General features: G+C 44.6%; 16 protein-coding genes and 2 pseudogenes. 9 read left to right on the forward strand and 9 right to left on the reverse strand.

The window, feature by feature from the left end; genetic code table 11:
- Window positions 1–217 (forward strand): annotated as a pseudogene (locus IM507_RS18650) (IS1634 family transposase); the annotation flags it as partial.
- A gap of 146 nt (window positions 218–363) precedes the next feature.
- Here the strand turns inward: IM507_RS18650 and IM507_RS18655 are convergent.
- The 4 genes and pseudogenes from IM507_RS18655 to IM507_RS18670 all read right to left on the reverse strand — a co-directional run.
- A pseudogene (locus IM507_RS18655) lies at window positions 364–787 on the reverse strand (transposase); the annotation flags it as partial.
- Between the two features lie 127 nt (window positions 788–914).
- Window positions 915–1,379, reverse strand: coding sequence for a DNA phosphorothioation-associated protein 4 (locus tag IM507_RS18660; RefSeq protein ID WP_002738176.1), 465 nt, complete (start codon window positions 1,377–1,379; stop codon window positions 915–917).
- Between the two features lie 109 nt (window positions 1,380–1,488).
- Window positions 1,489–3,081, reverse strand: a complete 1,593-nt coding sequence (locus tag IM507_RS18665; protein WP_123231217.1) for an ArnT family glycosyltransferase — start codon at window positions 3,079–3,081, stop codon at window positions 1,489–1,491.
- A gap of 540 nt (window positions 3,082–3,621) precedes the next feature.
- Window positions 3,622–4,740, reverse strand: a complete 1,119-nt coding sequence (locus tag IM507_RS18670) for a peptidylprolyl isomerase (protein WP_002735469.1) — start codon at window positions 4,738–4,740, stop codon at window positions 3,622–3,624.
- Between the two features lie 233 nt (window positions 4,741–4,973).
- Here IM507_RS18670 and IM507_RS18675 point away from each other — a divergent pair, with 233 nt between their 5' ends.
- Window positions 4,974–6,134 (forward strand): 2,3-diketo-5-methylthiopentyl-1-phosphate enolase, encoded by a 1,161-nt coding sequence (locus tag IM507_RS18675; protein ID WP_287637504.1) that lies wholly within the window; start codon window positions 4,974–4,976, stop codon window positions 6,132–6,134.
- Window positions 6,135–6,189: 55 nt separating this feature from the next.
- Here the strand turns inward: IM507_RS18675 and serS are convergent, their stop codons facing one another.
- On the reverse strand, window positions 6,190–7,473 hold the full coding sequence (gene serS, locus IM507_RS18680; RefSeq protein ID WP_287637506.1) for a serine--tRNA ligase: 1,284 nt from the start codon (window positions 7,471–7,473) through the stop codon (window positions 6,190–6,192).
- A 180-nt stretch (window positions 7,474–7,653) separates the two neighbouring features.
- Here serS and IM507_RS18685 point away from each other — a divergent pair, with 180 nt between their 5' ends.
- Together IM507_RS18685 and IM507_RS18690 are read left to right on the forward strand one after the other, a co-directional pair.
- Window positions 7,654–8,256 carry a M23 family metallopeptidase gene (locus IM507_RS18685; protein ID WP_103112146.1) on the forward strand — a complete coding sequence of 201 codons (603 nt, stop codon included), beginning with the start codon at window positions 7,654–7,656 and terminating at the stop codon, window positions 8,254–8,256.
- 110 nt (window positions 8,257–8,366) lie between these two features.
- Window positions 8,367–9,329, forward strand: coding sequence for a glycosyltransferase family 9 protein (locus IM507_RS18690; RefSeq protein WP_002755579.1), 963 nt, complete (start codon window positions 8,367–8,369; stop codon window positions 9,327–9,329).
- A 62-nt stretch (window positions 9,330–9,391) separates the two neighbouring features.
- Here IM507_RS18690 and IM507_RS18695 read toward each other — a convergent pair whose 3' ends face one another.
- Window positions 9,392–9,901 carry a YceD family protein gene (locus IM507_RS18695; RefSeq protein ID WP_002737400.1) on the reverse strand — a complete coding sequence of 170 codons (510 nt, stop codon included), beginning with the start codon at window positions 9,899–9,901 and terminating at the stop codon, window positions 9,392–9,394.
- A 283-nt stretch (window positions 9,902–10,184) separates the two neighbouring features.
- Between IM507_RS18695 and IM507_RS18700 the strand changes: the two genes are divergently transcribed.
- Window positions 10,185–11,138, forward strand: a complete 954-nt coding sequence (locus IM507_RS18700) for a tetratricopeptide repeat protein (protein ID WP_287637508.1) — start codon at window positions 10,185–10,187, stop codon at window positions 11,136–11,138.
- Window positions 11,139–11,152: 14 nt separating this feature from the next.
- Here IM507_RS18700 and IM507_RS18705 read toward each other — a convergent pair whose 3' ends face one another.
- Window positions 11,153–14,080 carry a DEAD/DEAH box helicase gene (locus tag IM507_RS18705; RefSeq protein ID WP_190537816.1) on the reverse strand — a complete coding sequence of 976 codons (2,928 nt, stop codon included), beginning with the start codon at window positions 14,078–14,080 and terminating at the stop codon, window positions 11,153–11,155.
- Window positions 14,081–14,502: 422 nt separating this feature from the next.
- Here IM507_RS18705 and IM507_RS18710 point away from each other — a divergent pair, with 422 nt between their 5' ends.
- Both IM507_RS18710 and IM507_RS18715 read left to right on the forward strand, forming a co-directional pair.
- Window positions 14,503–15,285, forward strand: coding sequence for a transporter substrate-binding domain-containing protein (locus IM507_RS18710; protein ID WP_002736718.1), 783 nt, complete (start codon window positions 14,503–14,505; stop codon window positions 15,283–15,285).
- Between the two features lie 189 nt (window positions 15,286–15,474).
- Window positions 15,475–16,011, forward strand: a complete 537-nt coding sequence (locus IM507_RS18715) for a tetratricopeptide repeat protein (protein ID WP_069475102.1) — start codon at window positions 15,475–15,477, stop codon at window positions 16,009–16,011.
- A gap of 55 nt (window positions 16,012–16,066) precedes the next feature.
- Here IM507_RS18715 and IM507_RS18720 read toward each other — a convergent pair whose 3' ends face one another.
- Together IM507_RS18720 and IM507_RS18725 are read right to left on the reverse strand one after the other, a co-directional pair.
- Window positions 16,067–17,866 (reverse strand): SLC13 family permease, encoded by a 1,800-nt coding sequence (locus IM507_RS18720; protein ID WP_287637509.1) that lies wholly within the window; start codon window positions 17,864–17,866, stop codon window positions 16,067–16,069.
- Between the two features lie 4 nt (window positions 17,867–17,870).
- The gene (locus IM507_RS18725) at window positions 17,871–20,651 is read right to left on the reverse strand and encodes a cation-translocating P-type ATPase (RefSeq protein WP_287637510.1); all 2,781 of its coding nucleotides are present in this window, start codon (window positions 20,649–20,651) and stop codon (window positions 17,871–17,873) included.
- Between the two features lie 418 nt (window positions 20,652–21,069).
- On the opposite strand from IM507_RS18725, the gene pds reads away from it, so the two are divergent.
- Complete coding sequence (gene pds / locus IM507_RS18730; protein ID WP_287637511.1) at window positions 21,070–22,500, forward strand: 15-cis-phytoene desaturase; 1,431 nt, start codon at window positions 21,070–21,072, stop codon at window positions 22,498–22,500.
- Between the two features lie 105 nt (window positions 22,501–22,605).
- A complete protein-coding gene (gene crtB, locus IM507_RS18735) occupies window positions 22,606–23,538 on the forward strand; it encodes a 15-cis-phytoene synthase CrtB (RefSeq protein WP_002755588.1) in 933 nt (310 codons plus the stop codon).
- Window positions 23,539–23,585 lie beyond the last annotated feature (47 nt).

The following is a 23,585-nucleotide window of genomic DNA, read 5'->3' on the forward strand; positions in this document are numbered from 1 at the left end:
ACTTCGTCTGAACTTAAAACAGCAGGAGACGGGACTGAAAAATCAGTTGGGTAAGTTAACTGACAGACCAACATTACGCTGGATATTTCAGAACTTTCAAGGGATTCATCTCCGACCTATTCAAGACAATCAAAAGATTAGCAACTTAACGGATGAGAGGCGCAACATTTTGAGATTTTTTCCCAAACCTTGCCAAGAATATTATCTCTTATCTTGACGAGAGGTATTGACTTCAAGGGGTAATAAAACTTAAGCACTACTCGAACATCTCCCCCTAGATGTTAAGTCTGATTGCCCAGTAATTCTCAATAAGCACTGTTTATTGAGAATTACTGGGGGAACCCTGAAATTTTCGGCTTAGTTGCCGGCAGCTTGCCGCCAACTCACTCCTCTAGATAAGTATTTTGACTCACGCCCCTTCCTCTTTTGAGACGTTGTGACACTTAGGGTGCGGAATGTGGGATAGATGGTTTCATGACTGAGCGATTCTTGACCAGCTTTTTTCAGACGACCTGCTATTTGTTCGGGACTATGATAATCTTTCAATCCTTCTTTGACCAACTCTAAGGCTGACTCGCTGACATTTTTAAAGGGTTGTTTGGCATTTTTGGTGCGCGTCTCGCTTTCAGCTTCTGCTGTGTCAGGTAGATAGCAGCCTAGGGAACTTTGATTCCTTCTTAATTCTCGCTCTGGTCGTGCTTTGATGACATCCGAGCCAGACGGCCATTTGCCGTTGAGATAAATTACCCTCCTGACTAAGTTGGTAGAGCAAGTTTCTTTGTTCTATGTTAAGATGTTGAGGGCTTCGTTTTTGGGTCTGATTTGTTTTTGTTAATGATCAGACAGTACCTGATGAGCCTTTCTTTGACAACTCTTGAGGTTGATGCGTTTCATTTTTGAATTGGCGATTTCTACTACAAAAATCTGCCTAAATCGAATTCCGTTGTGGCAGTAATTTCTCGAAAACGTTCTTGACTGATAATTAACAATAATCTTTCAGTATAATCCACCGCACCGCGCAATTCTCGTTCTAATCTTGCTAAACCGGCGTTGGCATATTCCTCGAAAATTGTCACTCGCAAAGCTTCCGAATCTACCCCGTGGGGAGAAAGAATTTTTGTGTCTTGCAATTCATTGACTGCCAATAATTTGATTAGGGTATCGTAGCCACGAGAAATAAAAATTTCTAGGTTAATAGGTGAGGGTTCCTTCGCTACATTTTCTATGGCCACCCTCTCTTGATATCTTACCCCTAAAGCCGCCGCAAAAGCGATGACATCAGCATAGGTCTGAAAAGGACCAATTCCCTGATTAAAATTAACTAAGGACTGGACAAATTCCCCTTTATCTCTAGCAATACGCACTCGATGAATGGACATTATTTACCAAGTAAAAAGTAAAAAAGTTTACAAAATTCAGGAGATAGAAATTATCAGTATCTATGAACTATTTTATCTATCCCCTATCCGCCAATAACTGATAACTGCTTTAAGGATAAGTTTTAATTAGTCCTTTAGCTTGGTAAACATGAAATTGTTCGATGGCGACACCACCGCGCTTGATCGGAATGACAGCTACTTTAGTTATATCTTGGAAATAGGGACGGTAGCGATCGATTATTTCTGGTCTTTCTAGAGAACTATTTGTAGTAATTAATAAACCATTTTTACCGATCCATTCTTGAGGATTAAACCAAATTTGATAACCCCTTTGATCGTTGTTAAAACAGGTGACGGGAATAGGAACTAGGGGATAAATAGCCATATCTAGCCATGCTGTCACATAAAAACTATGGGTAAAAACGAAGCTAGAATCTTTTAAGAGCGCTAATAATTCGGGCGAATTAGCAAAGCCTTGGCGCAGTTGATCGATATCGACAATTTCCCGAGAAGGGTCCTGTTCTGGGGCAATAATTCCCCCAAAAATTGCGTATTGACTAGGTTTTTGGAAAGTGCCAAAAGTAACGTGAAGCATTGCTATAGATAAAACAGTAACGATAAAAATTCCCGATCCCCATAACCATCTTTTTACCCAGATTCGAGAAGATTGCTGCCAAGTATTGGCCTTTTCTCCTAATAAAATTGTGCAGGACCAGAACCCGGGTAAAATCCAACTAGGGGCGAGATAATGGGAAGCACCCACATAAAGCATTCCCAGGATTAAAGGCAGAGAAACCGAGAGAATTAACCATTTTTTGAGTGATTCTTCATCTCGCTGAAAAAATCTTTTTTTCGAGAGAAAGTTAGGAATTTGTTCAGCAAAGCTTTTAAATGTCACCCACCACATCGGCAGACCAAAAGGAGGAAACATCGTGGCGATACTAATGCCAATAACCGAGAGAATACCGAGAATATTAAAGGTTTTGGGTTCTCCAGAAAAACGGTCTTCTAAATGAAAGCGAAAGGAAATCCAATCATGGTTAATATTCCAGTAGATAATCGGCAATAAAGTTATCAAAAAAAGAATAAATCCTAATCCCAACCAAGGGGATCTAAATACAGGCCAATAGCGGGGAGTGGTCAGACAAAATAAAACTAAACCAAAGCCCAAAATAAAGCCGTGATATTTACTTAAAACCGCCAATCCTACGGCAAGTCCAATATAAGCGAGACGATAGCTAGGATGATAGTTTTTTTCCCGAATTGGCCAGAATTCTTGGGCAGCTAAATAGACTGTTAATGACCAAAAAAAGATTAAAGGACTATCTGGCTGCGAAAGAATCCCGAAGACAATCCCATAGATGGGGATGAGAGTGGCGATCGCTAAAGTCATTCTGGCGACCGGCAGACTGAACAATTTTAAAGCTGTCAGATATAGCAAGCAGAGGCTGCCAGTATAGAAAAGGAGAGTCCCGAAGCGAATGGTAAATTGATTGACTAATCCCGTGATCCAAGTCCCAAAACCCGTGGAAATCGCTACTATTGGCGGATGATCGAAATAACTCCAATCCAGATTATGGCTGTAAACGTAATAATAGGCCTCATCGTACCCCGGATAAAGCCCCAGGGCGATGATGATTCTAAACAGGAGTCCACCGATGAGCAGATAAACGGCAATGCGATCGCTAAGTATTTTGGTCAAAATTCTTACCTCATTTCATCGCTAAAACTGATGTTAGAGACGGGAGATTTTTGGGGTTGCCAGATTCGAGATTTGTGCATCTATGGCAAGGTTAGATTTAAATGTGATCTTTAGTTACTATATCACCAACTCTGTCATCTCTTAGCCCTTGGCTATCGGCAAACTCTCCCTAGGCGTTGCTGATTGGGGATATGAACGAGGATTAAGGGAAAGGGGAACTTAGATAAAACTGATGTTAATTAAATAACTTTTGCCCCTATCAAAGCAATAATAATCAGGGCGATAGATTGCGGAATTAATAATCTTAAGTAGGTAGGTGTTAAAAGTTGTCAGGTACCCCCCTTATCAAGGGTTGATTCATAGTAGGTTGATTTATGAATCAACCTACAAAGCACGACGTTTTGAAAAACTTTCAGATATTTATTCCGATGAGAGAATGAAACGATCCTAGGGGTATCGGGGGAAGCGCCCAGAATCTGAGCTGCTTCCCCTATGTTGACTAATTTTTTGCCTTGACAAAACCTAGTTAAAAACGCCAACCTAGCTAGGTTGGACGAGATTATTTAAGCCATAAACCACTTTAGCGGTGATAATCTTGTCCTTATCGGTAAGTTCTTCTAACACCTCTTTTCCCTCGACTAAATAGCCAAAAACCGAATAACGACCATCCATGAGATTAAACCCCGGAGGAGTTAATTCATTATCGAATTTAAAGAAAAAGAATTGCGAGGAACCTCCGTTAGGATTGGTATCCGGACGCGCTAGGGCCAAGGCACCAAAAGCGTTAAAAGGCAAGGCGAGACTGGGTAAGTAAATCCCTAATTCTTCGAGAGTATTGCCATAAACTGGCTCTTCTTCCCCTTTAATCAAAATTTCTAAGGGAATAGAGCGATATTGCTTAGTTTTCGGGTCAATAAATCCCTCTTCTGCACCGACGGGATCCCCGGTTTGGACAACGAAATTATCTTCGCTGCGAATGAAGGGTAAACCGTCATAAAAACCCCGTTGGACTAAATCCAGAAAGTTACCCCCATTAATCGGAGCGCTGTAACCATCCACAACGATGGTTAAATCTCCTTTGGTGGTCTGCATCTCTACGGTGGCACGTCCTCGCAATTGCGGCAAGTTAGCGTATTCCGGGGGAACGTTAAAGGGAAAACCCACCACCATTAATTCTTCTAAAGCGGTGATATTATTGAGCAATTCCCTTCTGGTTGACCAAACTGCCTCTTTATCCTTTGCTTCTACGGCCGTATCGAGGGCTGCCACTCCCGTTTTCAGTTTTTCGATTAATTCCTCCCCTTGGCTTTTACTTGCTTCGGGAACACTATCTAAGATAGCCTTGCTTTTGGTAGAAAGGGCATAATTGGCATCCTTGACATCTTTTTTAATCGGACTCCAACGTTTGGCCCGCAGATGTTTGGCAATATCTTCGATCGATTGTTGCACTTGACGAATTGGTTTATTATCTATGGGTAAGGCATTGCGTAAAATAGCAGTGGGATCCGTTACCGCGTCACCCTGAGCAAGCACAGCTAAAGCAGGAGTAGTCCCCTTAACCGTGAACAGACTTAAGATTAAAAGTAGTGCCAAGGCAATACTAGCACCGCTTTTTAAGAAAAATTTGCCCCATTCCCGTAATCTTGTCTTTATTTTCATATTTTGGTCGGTTCCTCAATGGCCATACCTATCCAAAATACTTGTAGGCTTTTAGGGGAACCCTTGTCAATAGCTGAGAAAACCGATCGAAGCCATCAGTAATCAGTTATCAGTTATCAGATGTGAGTTTTCAGTTCACCCATTGCTGTTTACTGAAAAAAGGCTCCCCACCTCCCCACTTCCCCAATTCATAATTTATAATTTATAATTCCCACTCCCTTTTTTTACCTTTTATGACTATAATTGTCGATTATCGCTTTCCTCCCGCTATTAATGCCGAAAAACAGGCAAAAACGATCGCTATCGGTCAAACCGCCGGCACTTGGAGCGAGCGCCACAGTCATCGTCAAAAGCAGCTGCAACAACACCTAGCGGAAGTGGTGGGGATCAGGGAGGAAGCAGACGGTTATAAGGTGGCTAGGGTGCGTTTTCCCCAGATAAACGTTGAAAATGACATCGCCAGTCTTTTAACCATGATTTTCGGCAAATATTCCATGGCTGGAGCAGGAAAATTGGTGGGGGTGTATCTCCCCGAAAGCTACGGCACAAAAGCCAAGTTAGGAATCACAGGAATTAGGCAACGTTTGGGGGTTTATGATCGACCTCTAGTTATGGCAATTTTTAAACCCGCTTTAGGACTATCGGCCCAAGATCACGCCGATATCCTGCGAGAAGTGGCTTTTGCTGGCTTAGACGTGATTAAAGATGATGAAATCATGGCGGATCTTCCCGTAGCTCCCACCCACGAGCGCCTAGATTGTTGTCGCCGAGTTTTGGAGGAAGTGCGGCAGCAAACCGGTAGAAATGTTCTCTATGCGGTTAATGTCACCGGAAAAGCGGACGAATTGCAGAGAAAAGCCCGTTTATTGGTGAAACATGGGGCTAATGCCCTGTTATTAAACGTTCTTACCTACGGTTTTTCCGTTTTAGAAGCTTTAGCCAGTGATCCGGCGATCGATGTTCCCATTTTCGCCCATCCTGCCTTTGCTGGAGCGATGTGTGCCGGTAGCGATACGGGATTAGCCTATTCTGTGGTTTTGGGGACGATGATGGCCCACGCAGGAGCCGATGCGGTGCTATATCCCGCCACTTACGGTAGTTTACCCTTCGATCCCCAGGAGGAGGGCAAAATTCGCGATATTTTGCGCGATAGAAACGTTTTTCCGGTTCCCTCGGCCGGTATTCGTCCCGGTATTGTTCCCCAGGTCCTTGGGGATTACGGACGTAATGTTATCCTCAATGCGGGAACCGGAATTATGGATCACCCATCGGGACCAGCCAGTGGTGTGAGGGCTTTTTTTGAAGCTTTAGCCAGAATAGAAGCGGGTGAGTCTTTTGATCCCGCCAATTTGCCCGAAGGAGCCTTAAAACAGGCAATTCTAGAGTGGGGTTAAGAGCAACTTTTTCAAATGCACTATACAAGTATTTTGTCAAGCATTTTTAGAAAATTTAACAAATAACTTGCCGTTTTAGATAGGGTTGCAGCACTTCCGGCACTTTTACTGTCCCGTCCGCCTGTTGATAATTTTCTAGGACAGCGGCCATAGTACGACCGATCGCCAATCCCGAACCGTTGAGGGTGTGGACAAAATTAGTGCCTTTTTGCCCTTTTTCTTTAAAGCGAATATTTGCCCGTCGTGCCTGGAAGTCTCTAAAATTAGAACAACTGGAAATTTCCCGATAGGTATTAGCCGAAGGTAGCCACACTTCTAAGTCATAACATTTGGCTGCCGAAAAACCCAAGTCACCGCTACACAATTCAATCACCCGATAGGGCAACTGTAAAGCTTGCAGGATTGCCTCTGCATTAGCGACTAAACTTTCATGTTCCCGAGCAGAAGCGTCAGGATGGACGATTTTGACCATTTCCACCTTATTAAATTGATGCAAACGGATCAAGCCCCTCGTATCCTTGCCATAGCTGCCCGCTTCTCGACGAAAACAAGGGGTATAGGCACAGTGTTTTATCGGTAATTGCTCCGATGAGAGGATTTCATCGCGATAAAGGTTAGTTACGGGTACTTCTGCCGTTGGTGCTAACCAAAGCTCATCATCTCGACATTTAAAGCTTTCTTCCGCAAATTTCGGCAGTTGTCCCGTCCCGCGCAGGGAGTCACTATTAATCAGAATTGGCGGTAAAACTTCTGTATAACCGGCGACAATATGGCGATCGAGCATAAAATTAATTAAAGCTCTTTCTAGGGCTGCTCCGAGGGCGATAAGATTAACAAAACGACTCTGGGCGATTTTTACTGCCCGTTCAAAGTCTAAAATGCCCAATTTTTCCCCAATTTCCCAGTGAGGCAAAATATTCGGGTTGGTGGGTTTATATTCTTCTCCCCAGCGTCTGACTTCGACATTTTCCCGTTCATCCTTACCGATGGGAGTGGTTTCACTGGGTAAATTGGGTAAATCTAAGATTTTTTGGTCAATGGCCGCTTTAATCTCTTTTTCCTGCGGTTCTAATTGAGCTAGTTTACTTTTAATCTCGTTTCCTTCTGTTTTCATTGCCAAGATTTCGGGACTGTTGACATCGCTGCCACTTTTCACTTTTTGTCCTACCAGTTTACCGATTTCGTTACCCCGGGCCTGTAAACTGCTGCGTTCTAACTCTAAAGCCTTCTGTTGTTGATTTAACTGGAGAATAGGGGCAATATCATAACTACCTCCCCGACTATCTAAGCGTTTCTGTACTTCCTCTGGATTTTCTCTAATTTGCTTTAGGTCTAACATGGTACGAGTCAGTAAAAAGTAAAAATTAAGTGGGGGAGTCGGAGAATCGGCAGCCCGAGGGGAAATGTTGTCAATCCCTAACCAATGCTCAATAATAACTCAAAACTTAACTAAAATATCGGTTAAAAGCCGCCGGTAAAATTAGCGGTATATTTAATTGTGGTGTCTGGAGTAAGTCTCATGCTCAAATATCTGCCTGTTAAATTCCTGCGTTTTTTAGCGATTAGCTGTCTTGTCACGTTAATTTCTCTAGGATTTGACCGTTTACACCCCGTTAAAGCTAATCCCACCCTCATAGCTCAAAATGCTTGGGCCGGGGCCTCCTTTCCCGTGGAAAACTTTCAAACCTATACCTCCGGTTTCGGTTATCGTTTCTCTCCCATGGATGGTAGTCAACAATTTCATGCCGGGTTAGATCTGGCCGCACCCTTGGGCAGTTATATTCGCAATTGGTGGACCGGCAGAATCGTCGAATTATCGGATAATACAGGCTGTGGCACCATGATTAAGATGCAATCCGGTCAATGGACGCATATTTATTGTCATCTCATGGGTTCGGTTCAATCCGATAGCCGTGGTACTTTTTTGATTGACAGGTCAGGAGGAATCGTCCTTACTCTCGGCCAGGATATACCAGCAGGGGCCCGCATGGCTAGAGTGGGAATGACAGGACGCACCACCGGACCACACCTGCACTGGGGACTGATGTACGGCAATCAATACGTTGACCCCGCTTTGGTTTTAAATGCTATGTACGGTTCTAATCCTTCGGGTAATAGTTAAGAGAATCTGCGATCGCATTCTGTTGAGAAAAAACATCGCTGCCCAGATTTAGTGAATAACGAGGGACACTGCTAAAATTAAGCTGATCAATTCAGGTATATCCAGATAAAATGCGAATATTAACCCTTGTACCGGGAGGAATTAGCAATCAACTGCTGTTTTTTCCCACTCTAGAAACTCTCCGGCAAACTTACCCCCAAGGTACTATCGATGTTTTGGTCGAACCTAGGGCAAAGGCTGCCTATCGTCTCTGTCCCCAGGTTAGGGAAGTGCTTTTATTTGACTATCGAGATCAGTACGGATTAGCGGATTATTTAAATATTTTGGGAGTAATTCGGGACCGGGAGTACGAAATCGCCATTAGTCTCACCAATCGTCCTGCTATCAATCTTTTACTCTGGTTAAATGGTGTTCCTAACCGTATAGGCTATGAAAATAATGGCAGCTGGTTCTTATCGCAACAAGTACCCCAGCCAACGGAAGGCTATCTAGCGGATAATTATCACGCACTGGTCAAAGGGTTAAAGATTGCCGCACCCTGTCCACCTTTAAAACTAACCTTGAATCGCGATGATATCGATTGGGCCGAAATGGAGCAGCAACGCCTCAATATCAAGGATAGCGGCTATATTCTCCTCTACGCCGGCGGTAGCGATCTGAGCATCAGCCAAGGACTGGAAACGCTTTATCCCCTGAAGAGTTGGCTAGAAATTATCCAAGGCATTCGCCATCAACAACCGGATTTACCAATTGTCGCGATCCAGGGAGAATTGGATGAAGCTTGGGTTTTAGCCCTCAAAGCCATGGATAATAACTTAAAAGTGTCGAGAACGGGCGATATCGGTAAAATGGCGGCTATGATCGCCGGTGCTAATTTATTATTAGCTACCGAAAGTGTCCCTTTACAGTTAGCCGTGGCCGTGGGAACCTATACCCTCTCTCTGCTGGTTCCTTCGTTGTCTAAGAGAGTTTTACCGAGTGGGGGAGAGCTACATCGATATATTGAGGCTAATACGGGAAAAGTCGCCGATATTACCCCCGAAACTGTCCTGAAAAAGATTTGGGGCCAGTAAAAAATCGGGTTTTGATCGCTTTTCTCTGGGATCGAAACCCGAAAAAAAATCAGCATCAAAGCTCAATTTTGCGATTGAGATAACTGACTTTTCAAGGATTCTAGGGAGGCCCAACGACCATCGATGGCAGTCTTTTCTGGAAGGAGAAAATCGGGGGGTTGACAATTAGCTCCGCAGAGTTGACGGGGAGGTAAAGTTAGACATAACTGCTCGTATAACCACATTTGCGGGTCAAAATCCCCGTTAGGATCGAGGGTTTCCGAGAGGTCTTCGTAGGCTATTTCTCGCTCTAGAGGATAGGAGCTATCGTAGTCTTTATTTTTGTCTAGCCAGATTAATTCGGAAGTGTTTAATTGCAGACGATGATTATATTGTTGTAAACAGCGATCGCAGGTTAAGGTGACGATGGTTTCTGCTTTCACCGATACTTCCAAAAAATTCCCCCCATGTCTAACCAGCAAGGTCCCCCGCACCGGTGTCAAGGTTTCTAGACCGGGGATAAAATTATCGATGATGATGACTCTTTGTCGATCAGGAGATTTGAGGAGGTGGGGGATAAAAATAGTTTCCATAGATAACTCCTGTATCATTTATCGGGTGTCAACTGCGTTAGCGAGTAACGCCATCATAATTGCTCGGTGACAATCTTTCCTTTATTAGCTTATCGCAGCCCTCGCCTCTAGAGACATAGACCGGTTCTAGACTGTGGGGTGTGGGGTGTATTTTCAGTGAACAGTAATCAGTGAACTGAAAACTCACATCTGATAACTGATAACTGATCACTGATAACTGATAACTGTATTTGACAGGCTGTCTGTTGATCGATCGAGAAAGTTTCCTCAGAATTGGGAGTATATGCACAAAGATACTCCTATGTCAACGGTTTTGAAAAATTTTCTTCCTCGCCTCGGTGGATTGGTTATTGTTGCACTGCTCTGCTCGCTTGTGCTGGGGGGATGGCCTCGGCTGGGAAAAGCGGCTCAATCAGTACATTTATCCTACTGGTTGCGATCAGGAATTGAACAACTAGAGGCAGGTAATTATCAGCAAGCTTTGCAGGATTTCAATCAGTCCCTCGAACAGGAAAATAACTTGGCCCTAGCCTACAGTAATCGCTGTTTAACTCAGATTTATTTGCAGGATTATCTCGACGCTTGGCAGGACTGCACCCGCTCTTTACAACAGCAATCCGATAATTATCTAGCCTATTTCCATCGGGGTTTAGCTTTTTATCGTTTGGGAGATTATCCACAGGCGCTGACCGATTATAACCAGACTATCCGGTTAAAACCCACCTATTATCAAGCCTACTATAATCGGGGTTTAGTTCAGTCGGCTAGGAAAAATTATCCCCTTGCCCTAGCCGATTTTAATCAATCCTTGCGTCAAATTACTAACCAGCAACCCGACACTTTAGCCACTATTTATAATGATCGAGGTTTATCTCATTTAGCCCTCCACAATTTTACCTCAGCCAAAGCGGATTTTAATCAAGCTCTCCGGTTAAATAAAAATAACGCCTCAGCCTACTATAATCTAGCTTGTACCGCTCACCAATTAGGTGAATACGAACGCTCGATCGCCCATTTAAATCGAGCGATTGCCATTGATCCTTTTTATGCCGATGCCTATATTAGAAGGGGATTACTGCGGCATCAATTGGGTTATTATCAATCGGCTTTAGCGGATTTAAATCAAGGAGCAAATCACCTCTATCACCAGGGATTGCACCAAAATTATCAGCAAATCCTCGCCCTAATTGAGCAGATTCACCAACAGTTACTTTCCCTACCATCTCCCATTGTTTAAAAGAGCGGTCAATATTATAAAGGAAAGCGCTTCATGGCTGTGACGGCGAGACGGGCATTATCTTTAAGGACTGGGGAAACCCGGGGAATTTGGGGAATTTGCCAGAGAACATCGACGGTGCGCCGTAATAATCGCACTAGATCTCCCTCATCGAGACTGGTATTTTCGCACAATTCTGGCCAGGATGTCCCTTGGGCCCAACGGGAGGCAATTCCCATCAGTTGGGTTTCTAACCAGACAGGAATAGTGATATCGTAGCGAGATTGAGCTTGATAGAGTAAACGGCGAACTTCTCGCAAACCGGGGGAATTTCCCTCTCCTTGTCGCAAAATATCGATAACTTCTGGCACAGGCGGGTAATTGCACCAAGTATCGGGGCGAGGGGGTTCCGTAATCATAGCGCTGATGGCGGCGGCTAGTTGGCTAGGCGTCAATCTGTCCAAATCTCCGGACATCATCGCTAATCCTAACCAGAGTTCATTTTCCCCGCGAATAGTGGCCGCCGCTTCTCCGAGGGGAGTGGGCAAATAACCCTCTAAAGCTTGGAATTCTCGCAAAATCTCGATTAGATTCAGAAATTCTTCCCAGTAGTAGGATTTACGCGATTGTTGTTTTTGGTATTTAATCTGGGTCTTGTGTAACTTATCGCGAGCAATCTCTCGATCGTAGTATAGTTTCATCAATCGCCCTGGATTTTTGCGTTTTTGCAGGGGATGAGCGGCAATTTGACTATTGACAATTTCAATTTTTTGTGATTGTGTTGCCAGTTCCGCCACTGGTGGGATGCCCTGCACTTGTTGGGGGATTAAATCGGCGATCGCCTGAGTATTTTCCTCACCCTTGCGCCAACCCCCTAGGGAAACAGCTTCTAGGGAAGGGGGTATCAGTTCGCCTAATGCCGCAGGAGTGATAAAACCTCGATCTATCTCGCTAATATCGGCATAGGCGGCTAAATACCAGCGATTATCACTGCCTAAACAAACAAGAGTTCGCACTTGACCGGCTCCGTGCAGGGTATTGACAAAGATAGCGGGGACGGGGACGGGGACCTTAATATGTTTGCCCTTGAGATGGAGGATAGTTCCGACGGGAATATTCGGCAATTTTAGATGTATTTCCTGTCTTTTCTGTGCCTCTGCCTGACTAGCGAGGATTTTATACAGTCTTTCTTCTTCCCGCAGTCTTTCCCGTAGCTTTTCGTAACTAAAGACCTGCTCCCGCTCGATCCCAGCTAATTCCATATCCAACTTAGCTAATTCTGTGGTTAAGGCGGTAATCTGTTGTCGTTCGGGGCTTAACTTCAAACGAGCGAGATATTCGGCGAAACTGCGCTCTAAGAGGTCTTTGGTCTCCTCTAGACTGTGTTTTTGCAGGAGATTTAAGACCATGCCGTAACTGGGCGCAAAACAGCTTTGCAGGGGTTCTGGTTGAGCGATGGCCAGAAAAGCCGCTTCTTTTGCCCCTTCAAAGGGCGTTTGTACTGTCACCACATGGCCCACCGCGTCCATTCCCCGGCGACCGGCCCGGCCAGCAATCTGGACAAATTCCGAGGGAGTCAGCATACTGTGGCCATCATCGGTGCGTTTGGAGAGGGCCGAGATAACGGTGGTACGAGCGGGCATATTAATCCCGGCCGAGAGGGTAGCGGTGGCAAAAACCACCTTAATTAAACCAGCTTCAAAGAGTTGTTCGACTAATTCTTTCCAGAGGGGTAAAATCCCGGCATGGTGAACACCACAGCCCCGGGTGAGGGGTTCCACTTGGTCGGCCCGCACCAATTGGGAAGCACTAGCCAGGAATTCAAACAGTTGGTTTTTCGTCTCGGGGTCGGCGGTTAAGAGGCTGAGGAGTTGATCTTCAGACTGGGGGTTATTAGCGAAAAAAGCCAGTAATTTCTGGTGTAAAGGCGGATTTTCGACGGCAAAGAAGGAAAGGGCGAGTTCTTGCAGATTAGGATTATCTTCCAGGAAGAAAATGAGTAAACGGTAGTAAATGGCTCTAGCTTCTTCTGGATTAACGAGATTGAGGTTTTTTAGCTCTCTAATCGCCTGATCGCAACCTTTGCGGCTGAAAATGACGTAAATGGCTGGGAGCATATCCTTGTCCCGCAGCGTGGTGACAATCGAGGCGATGGTGGGACAATCTTCTCGTTTTAAGCGTCGGGGTTTGCCGTGGCCGACTTTTGAGTGTAGTTTCGGGTTAACTTTGCTCTGTTTTGGGTCGAGCAGCGGGAATAATCCCTCTTTATTGGCGAAATAAAAGCGCAGGGGGACGGGGCGAAAATCGGAGTTAATTAGCTCGCAGCTGGAGGTCTGTTTATTGTCGCTGGGTTGACGCAGTTGCCGCACCCAGTTAATCCAGTCGGTGAGTTCCCCCGGGTTGCCGATGGTGGCGGAGAGGGCGACTAATTGGATACTAGGGGGACAGTAGATAATTGATTCTTCCCAAACGGTGCCGCGACCTCGATCGCTGATATAGTGACATTCATCGAGAACTAGGGTTTCCACGTTTTCTAGGGAAGTGCCTACCTCACCGATTGGGGTTTGATAGAGCATATTGCGAAAAATTTCTGTAGTCATGACTACAATTAACGCGGAGGGATTAATCACCACATCGCCGGTAATCAATCCCACTTCCGCAAAGAGCAGCGGGGAATCCTCATCGCCATCGGTGGGGGTACGACCGAATTTTTCTTGAAAATCCCGGAATTTTTGGTTAGAAAGAGCTTTCAGGGGAGTGGTGTAGAAAACCCGTTTGCCCCTTTCTAGGGCGCGATAGATGGCGTATTCTCCGATTAAGGTTTTGCCGGAACCGGTGGGAGCACAGACAACCACTGATTTACCGGCAGCGAGAGCAGCGATCGCCGATTGCTGGAAGTCGTCGAGTTTAAAGGGAAAAATGGTTTTGAGATCCAAAGAAGTAGGGTTGAGGGACTCTTTCACGTCAAGTCTAAGAGGAGAAATTTTTTAAATTGCGGCTATTCTGGCTGGCTTTTTTTATTCTAGTCGAAAAAAGCAGACTTCTAGAAACTAGAGGCGGATTGACCTTTACAATGGTTATAATGAATGACTTTTTTTCTATCACCACTAGCTCGCCATGGCATTAAAGCACCTGCCCAGATTGGGTAACAAATCATTGCCCCTGTTGGTTATATCAATTATTTTAGGCTATTTGGGCAATTATTTTTACCTGCATTTATTTTTGAGACTAGATTTTCTTTTTGGCAGTAGTTTTGCTTTGATCTCGGTTTCGCAACATTTAGCCCTAAAGATAATAATCTAGAGGCGGTGATCGAGCGGGCTGATCATGCCATGTTCGCCGCTAAAAATCAAAGTAGAAATCGAGTTAGTTTAGGTAAAACAGTATGAAAAATTTGTTATTTATTCTTGGTTTTTTGCTCTTAGGTGTAGCCCCAAGTTTTAGTGCCGATCTCGATACAATTATACGCCGGGGAAAATTAATTGTCGCTGTCAAAAATAATCTCCCTCCCCTCGCTTTCCTTGATTCTCAGGGGAATCTGCAAGGATTGGAAATCGACATCGCTAAACGTCTAGCGTCAGAAATTCTCGGTTCTGACAGTGCTATTATTCTCAAACCCGTTAGTAATCAAGAACGTTTACAGGTGGTTATTGATGATCGGGTGGATTTGGCGATCGCTCGGGTGGCGATTACTCCTGCACGTCAGCGCTTAGTGGATTTTAGCCCCTTTTATTACCTCGATAGCAGCGGTTTTGTGACGAAAAACCCGCAATTGCAGCGTTTAGAAGACTTAGCTAACTCTAGAATCGCCGTACTCAACGGATCGACGACAATCGCCCTTGTGCGTTCCAATTTGCCTAACGCTATCCTGCGCGGGGTTGCTTCCTATCAAGAAGCTTTAAATTTACTGGAAACCGGGGAAATAGACGCTTTTGCGGCTGATAATAGCCTTTTAACTGGTTGGGTGCAGCAATTCCCCAATTATCGTCAATTACCGATCGAGTTGGGTGCGATCGCTCTAGGAGTCGTTCTCCCTAAAGGTTTACAGTACCAAAGTCTCCGAGAACGCGTCAACCAAGCGATCGAGCGGCTAGAATCCACCGGTTGGTTAGCAGAACGGCTGAACTATTGGGGTTTACCCCTGAGAATTCGGGAAATGGGGAGATAGGGTGATGGGGTGTGGGGTGTGGGGTGTGGGGAGATGGGAGTTTTTTGCTGTGAGCAATGAACAGTAATCAGTGAACTGAAAACTCAAATCTGATCACTGATAACTGATCACTGATCACTGATAACTGACTAAATCCTGCTATAATCTGATTGAATAAGTATAAAAATATTAATTGCTCGATCGCTAATTATGGAAGATACCCTGCCGCTTATTTACGTTTCTGGATTGCTAATTTTCGTGATTGGTTTAGGAATTTTTGTCATCGTGCAAATCTTTAAAACCCGTCGAGTGGAAGGAACCTTTAACAAGCTACAAAAGAAATTGCAAAAAGAAAAAGGTACAGCTAAAGAATACTATGAATTAGGGAGTCTTTATCTGGATAAAAAACTCTATGTTCAAGCTTTGAGTTTACTACAAAAGGCTTTAAAAATCTCTGAGGAAGAAAGCATCGAACCAGAAAATCAAGCCCTAATCTATAATGCGATCGGTTTTTCCTATTTTGCCCAAGAACAATTGGAATTAGCGATTCGTAACTACAAAGAGGCAATTAAACTTTATCCTGAATACTCGATCGCTCTCAATAATCTTGGCAATGTTTACGAAAAGAAACAAATGGCCAAAAAAGCTCTCGAAACCTACGAAGAAACTCTCAAATTTGATCCTAATAATACCGTGGCGAAAAAGCGCACCGAATCCCTGCGTAAACGCTTCGCTGAATCGAAATAGTTTTGACTACTGATCAAATTCTTTTTAGAGATCGAAGAATCTTCGATCTCTTTGTTTATTTCAAGCCATAAAACAAGACAATTAAACTAGGGGTTAAAATCGTCAAAATTAAATTTAGGGGCGCACCCAAACGGGTAAAATCGAGGAATTTATAGCCCCCGGGGGCATAAACCATGGTATTAGTTTGATAGCCAATCGGTGTTAGATAACTATTAGAAGCAGCAAAGGTGACAGCATACATAAAAGCCAAAGGATTTAAACCCAAAGTTTTCGCCACTTCCACGGCGACGGGAATCATTAACACGACGGCAGCATTATTGGAAAGGATTTCAGTTAAAAATGAGGTAATTAGATAGAAGAAAACTAAGATCCAAAACCCCGAAAGATGTCCGCCGATAGCTACTAAATTATCTGCTAACCATTTAGTCGTTCCTGAGTTATCCATGGCAGTACCCAGGGGAATTAAACCCGCTAATAAAAAGATAATATCCCAACGAATGGAACCATAGACTTCCCCTGGTTTTAGACAGCCAGTAATTACCATTAAAACCACCCCAACTAAACTGGTGACGAGAATCGGTTGAATATCAAAAGCGGCAATAATAATCACCGACAAAGTAATCATTAAAGCAATAATCCCCTTATCCTTTCGCAGGGATTCGATATCTTTTTCTTCTAAGACTAATAATTCTCGCGTGGTTTGTAACCCAATAAAACTCTGTTTTGGTCCCTGAACTAAGAGCAAATCGCCAAACTTTAAAGGAATTTTCCCTAATCTTCCTTGCAGTAATTCCGAACCACGCCGAATCGCCAAAACCGTGGCGTTATAACGCTGACGGAATTTCAAATCTTTTAAAGTTGTCCCAATTAAACGGGAATTAGAGAGAATCAAAACCTCGGCTAATTTTTCCTCACCTGTAGTAATTACCGATTCAATATCTCCTTGGTGAAATTTGACATCGGCAAAGATTTCTAAACCCCGTTCATCTTTGATTTTTAATAGTTCTTCCCGACTACTGTGAACGATTAAAATATCGCCAGCATTGAGAACTTTATCGGCTAAAGGTTGGGATAAATGTACCTTATTTCTGATTAATTCCAACACATCAAAATCGAACTTTCTTTGTAGTCCACTTTGAGATAAAGTTTGACCGATAAGATTAGAACGAGGGCTAATAATTACCTCACTCAGATATACTTTAGAACCATAATCATCGTCCAAAAATTCCCCCGTGGAAGATTTGCGATCAGGTAATAATTTCGGGGCAAAAATTGCTAAATAAATCAAACCAGCTAAAAAAGTTACTACTCCCAGAGCAGTGAATTGAAATAAGCTAAATTCCCCATAACCCAGCTTGGCAGAAATACCACTAGCGAGAATGTTTGTAGAAGTTCCCACCACGGTAATCATCCCCGCTAAAACTGTGGCGTAGGAAAGGGGAATTAATAACTTAGAAGGGGAAATTTTTTGTTTTTTACACCAATCTTCAACGATGGGTAAAAAGATCGCCACCACTGCCGTGTTATTAATAAAAGCACTAATCGGCCCCACCAATGCCCCTAGGACAAATACCTGTTGGTGGGGATTTTTACCCCCCCAAACCAACAAGCGATCGCGAATTACTTGAATCACTCCCGTGCGGGTAATTCCGGCACTAAGCACAAACATCGCCATCACTGTCACCGTGGCAGAATTACTAAATCCGGCGATACCTTCTTCGGGAGTAACTAAACCCAACAGAATCAGGACAATCGCCACACATAAAGCGGTTAAATCTACCGGTAGCCATTCCGCCACGAAAGCGACTAAAGCAACGACTAAAACCGTTAAAGTCAGAATAATTGGTGTTGGCATTGATTTATTTTTTCGTCATGAACCAGCGAATAAATAACTTCTCCAACTCGATCCAAACAAACATTAAGGCACTAAATCCAAAACAGATTAACAATTCCGTGCCACTAATCCATTGAGTGCCGAAGAAGCTTTGTAGGGGAGGAGCATAAATTAACAACAATTGTAGGATCGTTGTCAAGCCCACGGCAGCAATAATGTAAGGATTAGAGAAGGGATTCATTTGCACAGCTAACTGGGTATGGGAACGCACCGCTAAAGCATGACCCATTTGTGCTAAACAGAGGGTAGTAAATACCATGGTTTTCCAGCGTCCAGGATCTCCGATTTCGGGGGTTGCCTGAGTATATTGGTAAGCCCAAGCCATCATAATAATAGTCAGAATCGCAAACACCACACCGATGCGAATCATATACCAACCCAAACCGCGGGCGAAAATGCTTTCCCGGGGGCTAAAAGGTGGACGTTTCATCACATTAGGTTCAGCGGGTTCCATTGCCAGAGCCAGAGCCGGTAAACCGTCGGTGACAAGGTTCATCCAGAGGATTTGTAAGGGAGAAAGGGGGACACCGCCTAAACCGAGCAGCGGAGCCGCTGCAATCGTTAAAACCTCGCCAATATTACTGCCGAGAATGTATTTAATAAAGCGCCGAATGTTGCTGTAAACCACGCGCCCTTCTTCGGTGGCGGCGACGATGGTGGCAAAATTATCATCCAGCAAAATCATATCACTGGCTTCTTTGCTGACATCGGTTCCCGTAATCCCCATGGCGATGCCGATATCCGCTTGTTTTAGTGCCGGAGCATCATTGACTCCGTCCCCCGTCATGGCGACGAATTTGCCCCGTTTTTGTAAAGCTTGGACGATTCTCAGCTTATGTTCGGGAGAAACGCGAGCATAGACGCTCACACCATCTACCTCTGCCTCTAGGTCATTCTGAGACATTTTTTCTAATTCTTTACCCGTGATCACTCGCTCTCCGGGGGCGGCAATGCCCAATTCACTGGCGATCGCCTTGGCCGTTAATTGGTGATCTCCGGTAATCATAATCGGACGAATTCCCGCTTGACGACAGAGGGCAACCGCTTCTTTAACTTCTTTGCGGGGTGCATCGAGCATTCCCACCAATCCCAACCAAACCAGGGATTGTTCCTCACTATCTTCTCTTTCCGCTTCTGGCACTTCTGTCATCGGTTTATAGGAAAAACCTAAGACTCGTAGGCCATTACCCGCCATTTCGTCATTTTGTGCCAAAATACGACTTCTTTGTTCTGCTGTTAAGGGTTGACTTTCCGCCCCAACTTGGATCAGAGAACAACGTTCGAGAATTAATTCCGGTGATCCTTTGGTGAACATTAAATAGGCAGAATCCCCCAAACCTAACTGGGCATTCTCACAGATTACTGACATTCTCTTTCTTTCGGAAGAAAAGGGAAATTCGCCTAAACGAGGGCTTTTGGGTGTTAATGCTTCCCGATATAGCCCTCCTTTACCCGCTAACGTCAGTAAAGCTCCTTCGGTGGGATCGCCTAAAATTAACCATTCTTGCTCTTTATTTTGCAAAAGTGCATCATTACACAGCACACAAGCCGTTAAAATTGCCTGTAGTTCGGGATCACTTTCACTAGCACCATTAAACTCACCGATGGGCGCGTAACCTTCCCCCGTGACAGTAATTGTCTGCTCGGAGGTATTAACTTTCTGCACCACCATTTTATTTTGAGTTAAAGTTCCGGTTTTATCGGAGCAAATCGTCGTTACCGAGCCTAAGGTTTCCACTGCTGGCAATTTACGGATTAAAGCTTGTCTTCTCACCATTCTCTGGGTTCCAATTGCCAAAGTCACCGTCACCACTGCCGGTAAACCTTCGGGAACAACCGCCACAGCCATACTGAGGGAAGTTTCGAGGAATGATTCAAAAAACTGCCAACCAAAGCGAATTACACCGCCAAGGACGACTATAGCCACTAAAGCTAGGGAACTACTCACTAAAACGTTACCTAACTGCGACATTCGCTGCTGTAGGGGAGTTGGTTCACTTTCTACTCCTTGCAACAAAGCGGCGATTTTACCGATTTCCGTATCCATTCCCGTCCTGGTAATCGCCACTTTCCCCCGCCCTTGTACTACTTCCGTACCCTGATAGACAAGGTTAATGCGATCGCCTAAAGAGGCATCTTCCGGTAAAACCTTCTGTGCTTGTTTATTCACCGATTCCGCTTCCCCCGTGAGGGCAGCTTCGCGAATTTGCAGGTTTTGTGCTTCTAATAATCTGCCATCGGCGGCAATTTGTACCCCCGCTTCCAGTAACATGATATCCCCGGGTACAAGTTCCTTAGCCGCCACTTCAAAGGTGCTACCATTACGGATAACCCGGACTTTCGGCGAGGATAACTGCTTAAGGGCTGCTAATGCCTTTTCTGCCCGACTTTCCTGTAAATATCCTAAAATACCGTTTAAAATAACAATCGTAAAAATAGCGATCGCATCTTTGGGAAATTCCCCTTTTTTCAGATCCAAAACCGCCGAAACCACCGCCACGGCGATCAGCATCACTAACATAATGTTAGTAAACTGTTCCCAGAGAATCATTAACGGGCTACGTCCCCCCGTTTCTTTTAGTTCATTTAAACCGAAAATATCCTTTCTTTTAACAATTTCAGCCTCGATTAAGCCAGTTTCCCCATTGGTTCTCAGTATTTCTAGGGTTTGTTCCCCAGTCAAATTATGCCAAGCACGATTATTCTCTATTTCCGAGACTTGAGGTGACGTAGTGGGAAAAGTCATAGCGATCGATTGAAGAGGGTGTACGCGTGAACTAAGAAGGTAAGCGAATTAAGCTAATTACATATCACAATATCAGTTATCAGTTATCAGTGACCAGTAAGCAGTTATCAGTGAGCAGTTATCAGTGAGCAGTTATCAGTGAGCAGTTATCAAGGAAGTGGGGAGACCACTTTGTGCGCGTTGCAGGGGGAGAATAAATAAAAATAATCTCCTGCCTCCTGCCTTTTGCCTCTTGCCTCCTGCCTTTTGCCTTTTGCCTCCTGCCTCCTGCCTTTTGCCTCCTACCTTTTGCCTTTTGCCTCCTGCCTTTTGCCTCCTGCCGACCGCCTTCTCGACAATCTGAAAAAAAATGTAACGAAATGTGAAGTATAATAGCGAATGTGATAAAGACAAGACATTAGAGAGTAGATAGGAAACGATGCGAGTTGCGATCGCTGGTGCGGGACTAGCCGGATTATCTTGTGCGAAATACCTTGTCGATGCGGGACATACGCCCATCGTACTGGAACGTCGCGATGTATTAGGGGGAAAAATTGCCGCTTGGAAAGATGCCGATGGGGACTGGTACGAAACCGGTTTACATATCTTCTTTGGCGCTTATCCCAATATGCTGCAATTATTCAAGGAATTAGGCATAGAGGATCGCCTACAGTGGAAAGAACACTCGATGATCTTCAATCAGCCGGAAAAACCGGGGACTTATTCGCGGTTTGACTTCCCTGATATTCCCGCCCCAATTAACGGTATTGTTGCCATTCTTCGCAATAACGATATGTTAACTTGGGAGGAAAAAATTAAATTTGGACTCGGTTTAATCCCTGCCATTGTTAAAGGTCAAAGTTACGTCGAGGAGATGGATAAATATTCTTGGTCAGAATGGCTAGAGAAACAAAACATCCCTCCTAGGGTAGAAAAAGAAGTGTTTATCGCTATGTCGAAAGCCCTAAACTTTATCGATCCTAACGAGATTTCCGCCACGATTCTACTAACAGCCCTCAACCGCTTTTTACAGGAGAAAAACGGCTCAAAAATGGCTTTTCTCGACGGTTCACCCCCGGAAAGACTCTGCCAACCTTTAGTCGATTACATCAGCGCTAGAGGTGGCGAAGTGCGCTTAAATGCCCCTTTAAAAGAGATACTCTTAAATGAAGACGGCACGGTTAAAGCCTTCTTAATGCGCGGTTTAGACGGTGGGGAAGATTATCTTTTTGAAGCCGATCTTTATGTTTCGGCGATGCCTGTAGATCCTTTAAAAGTTTTACTGCCTAAACCTTGGCAAGAAGATAAATTCTTTCAAAAATTAGAAGGATTAGAAGGGGTTCCCGTCATTAATTTACACCTCTGGTTTGATCGCAAACTAACCGACATCGATCATTTATTATTCTCCCGTTCACCTTTACTCAGTGTTTATGCTGACATGAGCAACACCTGTAAAGAATACGCCAACCCCGATCGCTCGATGTTAGAATTAGTTCTCGCTCCCGCTCAGGATTGGATTAGCAAATCCGATGAAGAAATTATCGCCGCCACGATGAAAGAATTAGAAAAACTCTTTCCTCAACATTTTACTGGCGATAATCCCAGTCAATTGTTAAAATATCATCTGGTGAAAACTCCCCGATCGGTTTATAAAGCCACCCCTGGCCGACAAGCTTATCGACCTTCTCAGAAAACTCCGATCGAGAATTTTTATCTCGCCGGTGACTATACCATGCAAAAATATTTAGGAAGCATGGAAGGAGCGGTTTTATCGGGGAAATTAGCGGCAGCAGTGATCAGCAAAGATCACCCCGCAGCACCGCTAAACCCGAATAAAACCCAATCCACACCAGTGTCCAGCGCTCGTTAATTCTCTGGCTAGGGACTAATGACGAAAATGGCCTTGAGTGAGACAATGCTATATCATTAGCCACAGTTCGCCGTTAATCTAAGTCAATCATTCCGCCCCAGCAGAATGCTCCAATTGCCAAAACCGACCCACCCCACCAAACCCCTCGTCTCCCTTGCGGAGTCCTACGAACTCTGTCGCCGGATTACAGAGAAGTATTCCAAAACGTTTTATCTCGGTACTCTCCTGATGCCGAAAGCAAAACGTCAAGCGATCTGGGCAATTTATGTCTGGTGTCGTCGTACCGATGAACTGGTCGATGGTCCCCAAGCCCGGTTAACTACCCCTGAAACCCTCGATTTATGGGAAAAACAGCTAGAAACTGTCTTTTCTGGGGTTGCCCTTGAGGATGCCGATGTCGCTCTCGTGGATACTCTAGAAAAGTTCCCCATGGATATCCAACCCTTTCGGGATATGATCGCCGGGCAACAGATGGATCTCTATCGCAGTCGTTATCAAACCTTTGATGAACTAAAACTGTACTGCTATCGGGTGGCGGGAACGGTGGGGTTAATGTCCAGCGCGGTCTTAGGATTGGAAGATGGCGATCGCTCGGCCCCTTGGCGACGCAATCAAAGCGTTTATATTCCCCAAGAAGAAGCGATCGATCTCGGTATTGCCAATCAATTAACCAATATTTTGCGGGATGTGGGGGAAGATGTCCATCGTGGGCGGATTTATCTACCTTTAGAGGATTTAGAGCGTTTTAACTACAGCGAAGATGATTTACTCAAAGGGGTTAATGATGACCGTTGGAAGGGGTTAATGCGCTTCCAAATTGAGCGGGCCCGTTATTACTACGATTCCGCCGAAAGGGGGATTCGCGCCCTTAATCCCGATTCCCGTTGGCCGGTTTGGGCGGCTTTACTGCTTTATCAAGGCATTTTAGACGTAATTGAAGCAAATAATTACGATGTCTTCGCCCGTCGTGCCTTCGTGCCTTTAGCCAAGAAAATGCTCTATTTACCCGTGGCTTGGTTGCGATCGCAAGCCTTATAAAGATGCGACGGGTTTTGTCGCTTGGCGACTCCACCCATCGAGTCTTA

Origin of the sequence: Microcystis sp. M20BS1 (assembly GCF_020245305.1) — a bacterium.
In the GTDB taxonomy this organism is placed as follows: domain Bacteria; phylum Cyanobacteriota; class Cyanobacteriia; order Cyanobacteriales; family Microcystaceae; genus Microcystis; species Microcystis ichthyoblabe_A.

What these genes read in the sequence shown, in the direction of transcription:
- IM507_RS18700 (WP_287637508.1), top strand. Translation starts at nt 10,185, where the DNA reads ATGCACAAAGATACTCCTATGTCAACGGTTTTGAAAAATTTTCTTCCT.
- IM507_RS18685 (WP_103112146.1), top strand. Translation starts at nt 7,654, where the DNA reads ATGCTCAAATATCTGCCTGTTAAATTCCTGCGTTTTTTAGCGATTAGC.
- IM507_RS18660 (WP_002738176.1), bottom strand. Translation starts at nt 1,379, where the DNA reads ATGTCCATTCATCGAGTGCGTATTGCTAGAGATAAAGGGGAATTTGTC.
- serS (WP_287637506.1), bottom strand. Translation starts at nt 7,473, where the DNA reads ATGTTAGACCTAAAGCAAATTAGAGAAAATCCAGAGGAAGTACAGAAA.
- IM507_RS18715 (WP_069475102.1), top strand. Translation starts at nt 15,475, where the DNA reads ATGGAAGATACCCTGCCGCTTATTTACGTTTCTGGATTGCTAATTTTC.
- IM507_RS18695 (WP_002737400.1), bottom strand. Translation starts at nt 9,901, where the DNA reads ATGGAAACTATTTTTATCCCCCACCTCCTCAAATCTCCTGATCGACAA.
- pds (WP_287637511.1), top strand. Translation starts at nt 21,070, where the DNA reads ATGCGAGTTGCGATCGCTGGTGCGGGACTAGCCGGATTATCTTGTGCG.
- crtB (WP_002755588.1), top strand. Translation starts at nt 22,606, where the DNA reads ATGCTCCAATTGCCAAAACCGACCCACCCCACCAAACCCCTCGTCTCC.
- IM507_RS18675 (WP_287637504.1), top strand. Translation starts at nt 4,974, where the DNA reads ATGACTATAATTGTCGATTATCGCTTTCCTCCCGCTATTAATGCCGAA.
- IM507_RS18670 (WP_002735469.1), bottom strand. Translation starts at nt 4,740, where the DNA reads ATGAAAATAAAGACAAGATTACGGGAATGGGGCAAATTTTTCTTAAAA.
- IM507_RS18725 (WP_287637510.1), bottom strand. Translation starts at nt 20,651, where the DNA reads ATGACTTTTCCCACTACGTCACCTCAAGTCTCGGAAATAGAGAATAAT.
- IM507_RS18710 (WP_002736718.1), top strand. Translation starts at nt 14,503, where the DNA reads ATGAAAAATTTGTTATTTATTCTTGGTTTTTTGCTCTTAGGTGTAGCC.
- IM507_RS18720 (WP_287637509.1), bottom strand. Translation starts at nt 17,866, where the DNA reads ATGCCAACACCAATTATTCTGACTTTAACGGTTTTAGTCGTTGCTTTA.
- IM507_RS18690 (WP_002755579.1), top strand. Translation starts at nt 8,367, where the DNA reads ATGCGAATATTAACCCTTGTACCGGGAGGAATTAGCAATCAACTGCTG.